At 66.9% G+C, this 5,917-nt stretch carries 4 protein-coding genes, 1 tRNA gene and 1 pseudogene; 5 read left to right on the forward strand and 1 reads right to left on the reverse strand.

What is annotated here, in order from left to right; translation table 11 throughout:
- On the forward strand, positions 1 to 699 hold a 699-nt coding region (locus JO059_RS11295), incomplete at its 5' end, for a site-specific integrase (RefSeq protein WP_293316887.1).
- 46 nt (positions 700 to 745) lie between these two features.
- Here JO059_RS11295 and JO059_RS11300 read toward each other — a convergent pair.
- Positions 746 to 819 (reverse strand) — tRNA-Arg (locus tag JO059_RS11300).
- Positions 820 to 1,007: 188 nt separating this feature from the next.
- Between JO059_RS11300 and JO059_RS11305 the strand changes: the two genes are divergently transcribed.
- The 4 genes and pseudogenes from JO059_RS11305 to JO059_RS11320 all read left to right on the forward strand — a co-directional run.
- Complete coding sequence (locus JO059_RS11305; protein WP_293316890.1) at positions 1,008 to 2,255, forward strand: alpha/beta hydrolase; 1,248 nt, start codon at positions 1,008 to 1,010, stop codon at positions 2,253 to 2,255.
- A gap of 167 nt (positions 2,256 to 2,422) precedes the next feature.
- On the forward strand, positions 2,423 to 3,892 hold the full coding sequence (locus JO059_RS11310) for a wax ester/triacylglycerol synthase family O-acyltransferase (RefSeq protein WP_293316892.1): 1,470 nt from the start codon (positions 2,423 to 2,425) through the stop codon (positions 3,890 to 3,892).
- On the forward strand, positions 3,889 to 5,601 hold the full coding sequence (locus tag JO059_RS11315) for an HAD-IB family hydrolase/lysophospholipid acyltransferase family protein (protein ID WP_293316894.1): 1,713 nt from the start codon (positions 3,889 to 3,891) through the stop codon (positions 5,599 to 5,601). Before JO059_RS11310 ends, JO059_RS11315 begins: the two co-directional genes overlap by 4 nt.
- A pseudogene (locus JO059_RS11320) lies at positions 5,598 to 5,917 on the forward strand (glycerol-3-phosphate acyltransferase); the annotation flags it as partial. The gene JO059_RS11315 and the pseudogene JO059_RS11320, both read left to right, overlap by 4 nt.

Consider the following 5,917-nt stretch of genomic DNA (forward strand, 5'->3'; position numbering starts at 1 on the left):
GCTGTGCTGAACAACGTCCTCGGCACCAATCCGGTGCGCGATGTGCAGTCGATCAGATCCAAGGCGGCTCCGAAAGGCGCGTCGGCGCTCACGGCCGAACAAGTACGGGATTTGCTGACGAAGGTGCGCGCATCCGAAGAATGCCAACGGCGCGACTTGGTCGACCCGATCACACTGTTGCTCGCGACCGGGCTCCGCCGCTCCGAGCTCCTCGCGTTGCGGTGGAGCGACTTCGACGCCGACGCTGGCACCGTCGCCGTAACCGGCAAGGTGGTTCGCCAGCGCGGGATCGGTCTGACGAGAATCGATGAGACCAAGACCGCCGCCGGTCGCCGTACCGTTCCGTTGCCGTCGTTCGCCGTCGCGGTTCTCAACGACCGCCGCAAGCGCCCGTACGTCGGCCAGCAAGAGACGATCTTTGCATCCAGCAGCGGAACGCTTCGTGACCCGGAAAACTTCAACACCGCGTGGCGCACGGTACGCGATGAGCTCGGGATGCCTGACGTGACGTCGCACAGCTTCCGCAAGACCGTGGCAACGCTCATCGACGACGCCGGACTATCGGCACGGATCGGTGCTGACCACCTCGGGCACGCGAAGGTGTCCATGACCCAGGATCGATACATGTCCCGCGGACGCGTTCACACTCAGGTCGCCGACCTGCTGGATCGCGCTGTGACGGACATAAACGATGAATAAACGATGACCGCCATTTTCAGGGGGACCGAAAACACCCTCTGACCAGTGCCCCCGGCACGACTCGAACGTGCGACCTAGGGATTAGAAGGCCCTTGCTCTATCCACCTGAGCTACGGAGGCAATGTGCAGGTCAGTCTATCCAACGGGGCTTCCGGATAGCGCTCGGCGGCGCGACGCGCCCGAAAAGTCTTCCCGCACCGCACTAATCGGTTATGGTGTGAGCCGCGACACACGCAGAACATCGGTTGGTAAACATCCGTTAACCGCAACGGGGCGAGGCGTGTGCCCACGTCGAAAGGTGGCGTTGCATGAGCGTGGCCTTGAACTTGACCTCGCGGTGCTCGTGGGCTGGCGCCCAGGCGCTGCGACTGGCGGCCGACGCCAGACATACCTATCGAGCCGGCGCGGTGCTGCTGCGCGGCTCGCCGTTCGCGGTTGGCTGGGTCGCCGGCTGGCTCACCACCGAGTTTCCGCCGCACGTCGTGACCGGCCATGCCTTGACGCGTATATCGCCGCCGTCGCTCGGTCGCGTCGGCGCCGCCTGGGCCGCGCAGAAGGCCGACGAAGCCCTCACTGCGGCGCTCGAGCGCTGCTTCGGGCCGGACTTCCGTGACCTGGTGCGCCATCCGACCTGCGCGCAGTCCGAGTGCCGTCCGCGTAGCGGGCTGTTGAACCGGCCCGGGCCACACCGCCGGTACGCGGCGCAGACCTCAGACATCCCTTACGGTCCGGGCGGTAGCGAGCACCTGCTCGACATCTGGCGGCGCCACGACATGGCGCCCGGGCGCCGGGCGCCGGTGCTGATTCAGGTGCCCGGCGGCGCATGGGCTGTCGGCGACAAACGAGTGCAGGCCTACACCCTGATGAGCCGGATGGTCGAACTCGGGTGGATCTGCGTGTCGATCAACTACAGCAAGAGCCCCCGCTGCACGTTTCCGGCGCACCTCATCGACGTCAAGAGGGCGATCGCCTGGGTCCGCGAAAACATCGCCGACTACGGGGGCGATCCCGATTTCATCGCGGTCACCGGCGGATCGGCGGGCGGTCACCTGGCATCGATGGCCGCGCTCACCCCGAACGATCCGACCTTCCAGCCGGGGTTTGAACATGCGGACACAAGTCTTCAGGCCGCGGCGCCGTACTACGGCGTTTACGACTTCACCGACTTCGAGAACATGCACGAAATGATGCTGCCGTTCCTCGAGCACTTCGTACTGAAGACCCGTTTCGCCAACGACCCTGAGCGGTTCAAGGCGGCATCGCCGATTTCGTATGCCAACAGCGCGGCCCCGCCCTTCTTCGTGCTGCATGGCGAGAAGGACGAACTGGTTCCCGTGGGGCAGTCACACGCGTTCTGCGCGGCGCTGCGGGACGCCGGCGCCGCCACGGTAGCGCATGCCGTACTGGCCAACGCTCACCACGCCTTCGACCTCACCCCCACCCTGCGCTCACGCCTGGCCGCCGATGCCGTCGCCGACTTCCTGGGTGTCGTCTACGGTCGGCGCGGCAGCTCGCTGTCGGATCCGCTGCCGCTCCCGGCAACATCGGCCAGCTGACCCGGCTCCGGCGCGCGGCTTCGCCCGGGATCCGGACCAGGGCATCCTTTCACCGTCGCGGCAACCCGACTAGCGTTGTGTTGGCAATTCGGTTGGCGGATACAAGGCAGGTCCGAGGCAGGAGGCTTGGTCGGCGGTGACAACCTTGGCGCGTCGAATTCACGATCATGACTGAGCCTGTCGAGAGCGTTAAATTGTCCGACGAGCTGGGACCGGTCGACTACCTCATGCACCGGGGCGAAGCCAATCCCCGCACTCGGTCGGGGATCATGGCGCTGGAACTGCTCGACACCGCACCGGACTGGGAGCGTTACCGCACCCGATTCGAAAACGCCTCGCGCCGCGTGCTGCGGCTGCGCCAGAAGGTCGTCGTTCCAACGTTGCCGACGGCGGCTCCCCGCTGGGTGGTGGATCCCGACTTCAACCTGGACTTCCATGTGCGCCGCGTGCGCGTGTCGGGGTCCGGCACCATGCGCGAGGTGTTCGACCTGGCCGAGGTCATCCTGCAATCGCCATTGGACATATCCCGGCCGTTGTGGACGGCCACCCTGGTGGAGGGCCTGGCCGACGGCAGGGCCGCGACCTTGCTGCACGTCAGCCACGCCGTCACCGACGGCGTCGGGGGCGTCGAAATGTTCGCCGAGATCTATGACCTCGAGCGCGACGCGCCGCCCAGGCCGGCGCCGCCACAACCCATTCCGCAGGATTTAACCCCCAACGACCTGATGCGGCAGGGCATCAGCCGCCTGCCATTCGCCATCGTCAATGGCGTGGTGGGGGCGGTCTCCGGTGCGGTGTCGGTGGCCGGCAAGGCGGTGCTCGATCCCGTTTCCACGGTCGGCGGAGCGGTCAGCTACGCCATGTCGGGCGTACGGGTGATGAATCGGGCCGCCGAACCGTCGCCGCTGCTACGCCGGCGCAGCCTGGCCACCCGCACCGAAGCGATAGATATCCCGCTGGCAGACCTGCACAAGGCCGCAAAAGCTGGCGGTGGGTCAATCAACGATGCTTATCTCGCCGGCCTCTGCGGCGCGTTGCGCCGGTACCACGAGGCGCTTGGCGTGCCCATCAGCACGCTGCCCATGGCGGTGCCGGTGAACCTGCGGGCCGAAGCCGACACGGCCGGCGGAAACCGGTTCACCGGCGTCAACCTGGCGGCGCCGTTGGGCACCGCCGACCCGGTTTCACGGATGAAGAAGATCCGCGCCCAGATGACACAGCGCCGCGACGAGCCCGCGATGAACATCGTCGGTTCCATCGCACCGCTGCTGAGCGTGTTGCCCACCCCGGTGCTCGAGGGGATCACCGGCTCGGTGATCGGCTCGGACGTGCAGGCGAGCAACGTTCCGGTCTACCCGGGAGACACCTACATCGCCGGCGCAAAGATCCTGCGGCAGTACGGCATTGGACCGCTTCCCGGCGTGGCGATGATGGTGGTGCTCATCTCGCGGGGCGGGTGGTGCACGATCACGGTGCGCTACGACCGCGCCTCAGTCCGCAACGAGCCGTTGTTCGCCCAGTGCCTGCTGGAGGGTTTCGACGAGATCCTCGCGCTGGCCGGCGACCCGGCGGTGCGCGCGGTGCCCGCGTCGTTCACCGAGCCGGCCACCTCGGCGCGTACGGTGGCGGGCTCATGAGCGCATTGCCGGAAAAGGGTGGCAAACCCGATAAGCCGGGGCAGGACATGCGGTTGCCCGGGTCGGTCGCCGAGATCATGGCCAGCCCGCCCGGGCCCAAGATCGGCGCGTTCTTCGACCTCGACGGGACGTTGGTCGCCGGCTTCACGGCGGTCATCTTGACCCAGGAGCGGTTGCTGCGCCGCGACATGGGGGTCGGCGAGCTACTCAGCATGGTCCAGGCCGGTCTGAGCCACACGCTGGGCCGCATCGAATTCGAAGACCTCATCGGCAAGGCCGCCGCGGCGCTGGCCGGGCGGCTGCTCGACGACCTGGAGGAGATCGGCGAGCGGCTGTTCGTCCAACGCATCGAGTCGCGGATCTACCCCGAGATGCGCGAGCTGGTGCGGGCCCATGTGGCCCGCGGTCACACTGTGGTGCTCAGCTCGTCGGCGCTGACCATTCAGGTCAATCCGGTGGCGCGCTTCCTCGGTATCTCCAACATGCTCACCAACAAGTTCGAGACCAACGAAGACGGCATCCTCACGGGCGGCGTGCAGAAGCCGATCCTGTGGGGGCCGGGCAAGGCCGCCGCGGTCCAGCGCTTCGCCGCCGAGCACGGCATCGACCTCAAAGACAGCTACTTCTACGCTGACGGTGACGAGGACGTTGCGCTCATGTACCTGGTCGGCAATCCCCGCCCGACCAATCCGGAAGGCAAGATGGCCGCGGTGGCCAAGCGCCGTGGCTGGCCGATCCTGCGGTTCGACAGCCGGGGCCGCGTCGGCCTGCGCCGGCAGGTCCGAACTCTTGCCGGCTTCAGTTCGATGTTCCCGGTCGCGGCCGGCGCAGTCGGGATCGGTGTGCTGACGCGGAGCCGGCGGCGCGGCGTCAATTTCTTCACGTCCACTTTCTCCCAGTTGCTGCTGGCGATCAGCGGCGTCCATCTCAATGTCATCGGCGCAGAGAACCTGACCGCGCGCCGCCCGGCGGTGTTCATCTTCAATCACCGCAACCAGGTCGATCCGGTCATCGCCGGCGCGCTGGTCCGCGACAACTGGGTCGGGGTGGGCAAGAAGGAACTGGAAAAAGACCCGATCATGGGTCCCCTGGGCAAGTTGCTGGATGGGGTTTTCATCGACCGGGACGATCCGGTCGCCGCGGTGGAGACGATGCACACGGTCGAGGAGCGCGCGAAGAACGGCCTCTCGATCGTGATCGCCCCCGAGGGCACCCGGGTGGACACCACCGAGGTCGGGCCCTTCAAGAAGGGCCCGTTCCGCATCGCGATGGCGGTGGGGATTCCGATCGTTCCGATCGTGATCCGCAACGCGGAGATCGTCGCCGCTCGAAACTCGACCACGATCAACCCCGGCACGGTTGACGTCGCGGTGTTTCCACCCATTTCGGTGCAGGACTGGACACTCGAGACGCTGCCGGAGCACATTGCGGAGGTCCGCCAGCTGTACTTGGACACCTTGGCGAACTGGCCCGACAACGAGCTCGGCGAACTACCCCAGAGTCTGTACTCGGAAAAGAAGGCGGCGAAAAGCACCAAGTCTCGGCCCGCCAAAACCACCGCAAAGAAGGCTGCGACCAAGGCCGCGCCCAAGAAGAAGCCGGCCACGGCGAGTCCCAACGCGTCCACGGTCGCGCTCAAAGACGGTGAGGCGCAAGGGCCTTCTGGAAAACCTGCTCGGAAGCCTTCGCGGTCCGAAGGGCGGACGTGACGAATCCGGCCGCGGGTACCAGCGCAGTGCTCACCGCGCAAGACTCGCTGGTATTGGCGCCGATGACCTCGCCCGTCGAGACGGAGCTGGTGATGGCCTGGGTCGGCCGGCAGCGGGCCGGCAACCCGGGGGCGAAGTTCGAGGTGCTGGCACTTCCGGACAATGATGCGCCGCCGGCGGCGCTGACGGCGTTGGCGGAGGAACTCGAGCCCGGTCCCCACTCCGATGATGACCGTTCCGTCGTGCCGGTGCGGGTGTTCTGGCTGCCGCCCGCCGACCGCGGGCGGATCGCCAAACTCACCGGGCTCCTTCCGGG

The organism is Mycobacterium sp. (assembly GCF_019247615.1).
Classification (GTDB): domain Bacteria; phylum Actinomycetota; class Actinomycetes; order Mycobacteriales; family Mycobacteriaceae; genus Mycobacterium.

What these genes read in the sequence shown, in the direction of transcription:
- JO059_RS11315 (WP_293316894.1), top strand. Translation starts at nt 3,889, where the DNA reads ATGAGCGCATTGCCGGAAAAGGGTGGCAAACCCGATAAGCCGGGGCAG.
- JO059_RS11305 (WP_293316890.1), top strand. Translation starts at nt 1,008, where the DNA reads ATGAGCGTGGCCTTGAACTTGACCTCGCGGTGCTCGTGGGCTGGCGCC.
- JO059_RS11310 (WP_293316892.1), top strand. Translation starts at nt 2,423, where the DNA reads ATGACTGAGCCTGTCGAGAGCGTTAAATTGTCCGACGAGCTGGGACCG.